The organism is Alteromonas sp. 14N.309.X.WAT.G.H12 (assembly GCF_036697315.1).
Classification (GTDB): Bacteria; Pseudomonadota; Gammaproteobacteria; order Enterobacterales; family Alteromonadaceae; genus Alteromonas.
In genome coordinates, this window is sequence record NZ_JBAHZB010000010.1 from 60,670 (window position 1) to 62,643 (window position 1,974).

The window sequence follows — 1,974 nt, forward strand, 5'->3', positions numbered from 1 at the left end:
ATGCCAGAGCGGGACGTGCCCGGAATGAGCGCCATAACTTGAGATAAGCCAATAATGAGGGCTTGTTTTAATGTAATGTCTTCCAGTTTACGAACATGGGTCGCCTTAGCATCGGCATACCACAGTAATAAACCAAAAACGATTGTGGTCACCGCGATAACCAGTGCCGTTCGCGCATTCAATTCAATCCAATCATCCAGCGCCAAGCCCACTAATACCGCTGGAATGGTGGCTAAAATGACATACCAGGCCAGTTTACTGTCGGTATTTTGCTGCTTACTAAAGCCGCGAGTTAACCAGGCCACCGTCATCTGGCCAATTTCTTGCCTAAAGTAAAGCATAACGGCTAATAAACTGCCCACATGAACCGCCACATCAAACGCCAGTCCTTGACTTTCCCAGCCAAGCATTGCTGCCGGCAAAAGCAGGTGCCCTGAACTACTGATGGGTAAAAATTCGGTAATTCCCTGAATCAGGGCGAGAATGATGATCTCAAAAAATGTCATCGCTAAAATTCACTCCATGTAAAGTCGATGGGCCAAAGTTTTTGGGCAGTTTTATCATAATCTAGCCACAACTGCTGATAGGTTTGGTGTACCACCGGATGAACATCGTTAGGAACCAATTCAGCCAAGGGTTGCAAAACAAAAGCATTCATTAAAATCTCTTGTCTTGGCAAAACCACCGGCTCAGCTGTAACCGCGTTATCGTAGGTTAATAGATCCAAATCAAGAGTGCGAGAACAATACTTTTTTTCGCTATGGGTGCGACCATTTTCACGTTCAATGGTTTTAAGTTCATGAACAACATCGCAAATTGCTTTATCGGTATAGGCTAAGATGACGCAATTGTAGAAAGGTGAACCGGGAAATCCTACCGCCTCACTTTCAAACATGCGCGAGCACGACATTTGCGTAAAAGAATCGGCTAACCGCACCAAGCCACGGCGGGCGTAATAGGAGCGGTTTATATTGGTGCCAAGACTGATTAATATGCGATGCATCATGCCTCACGCGACCGAGAAAACACCACTGTCACTGTCTGCACATCAGGAAGAATATTGGGTTTGGTAATGGCCAGGCGAATGCCTTGTATTGGGAAGCGCTCAAAGACAGCGTTCATCAAGCACTCTCCCAACGCTTCGAGTAATTGGAATTTTTGCTTCGCTGCAGTGGCTTTAAGGCACTGGGCCAGTTGGGCATAATCAATGGTATGGTTGACGTCATCGCTGCCCATGGCAACAGACAGATCGGCATCAACGGTGACATCTAACAAGAGCGTGGTTTGTTGCGTTCGCTCCCAATCATAAACCCCAATGAGCGTATCGATTTTAAGACCGGACAAAATGATTTGTTGCATAAGAAAACAGGCACGAAACCAGAACGAGGACATAGGTGGCGGCAACTTTACCATATGTGCCGGCTATGTCGATAAACCTCACTGGAAATTTATACGTTATTCCTGTTAGTCTGCGTACATGATTTCCCTTTTCTTACAACAGCCCAAACCATGATCGCCACCGTTATTTTGATGATTTGCATAGCCTACCTGGTGGGGTCCTTATCCAGTGCTGTGGTTATCTGTGGACTCTACGGATTGCCCGATCCGAGAACCGCGGGGTCGAAGAACCCAGGCGCGACAAATGTATTCCGGTTGGGCGGCCGCATGCCGGCAACGCTGGTGCTTGTTATGGATATATTAAAAGGGACTGTGCCGGTTTATAGCAGTTACTGGATGGGGCTGGATCCGCTGCCTTTAGGGTTTATTGGCCTTGCCGCCTGCCTGGGGCATATTTTCCCCCTTTATTTCGATTTTAAAGGGGGCAAAGCCGTTGCCACTGCCTTTGGTGTGTTGTTGCCCCTTGGCTTTAAGCTCGCTGGCCTGCTGATCCTGACCTGGGCAATGACCGTTTTCATTTGGGGCTATGCATCCCTTGGTGCCATTATTGCGGTGTGTTTTGCGCCACTGTTTACC

3 protein-coding genes and 1 pseudogene are annotated in these 1,974 nt (G+C 47.8%); 1 reads left to right on the plus strand and 3 read right to left on the minus strand.

What is annotated here, in order from left to right; all coding sequences use genetic code 11:
* The 3 genes and pseudogenes from V5298_RS05835 to folB form a co-directional block, all read right to left on the minus strand.
* Positions 1–506: pseudogene (locus tag V5298_RS05835) on the minus strand (undecaprenyl-diphosphate phosphatase); the annotation flags it as partial.
* A 2-nt stretch (positions 507–508) separates the two neighbouring features.
* Positions 509–1,006: a 2-amino-4-hydroxy-6-hydroxymethyldihydropteridine diphosphokinase gene (gene folK, locus V5298_RS05840; RefSeq protein WP_332930531.1), complete on the minus strand. Its 498-nt coding sequence runs from the start codon at positions 1,004–1,006 to the stop codon at positions 509–511.
* The gene (gene folB / locus V5298_RS05845; RefSeq protein ID WP_332930532.1) at positions 1,003–1,359 is read right to left on the minus strand and encodes a dihydroneopterin aldolase; all 357 of its coding nucleotides are present in this window, start codon (positions 1,357–1,359) and stop codon (positions 1,003–1,005) included. The genes folK and folB overlap by 4 nt, the downstream gene beginning before the upstream one ends.
* Before the next feature lie 150 nt (positions 1,360–1,509).
* Here folB and plsY point away from each other — a divergent pair.
* Positions 1,510–1,974, plus strand: a 465-nt coding sequence (gene plsY, locus V5298_RS05850; protein ID WP_332930533.1) for a glycerol-3-phosphate 1-O-acyltransferase PlsY, incomplete at its 3' end; no start/stop codon positions are given.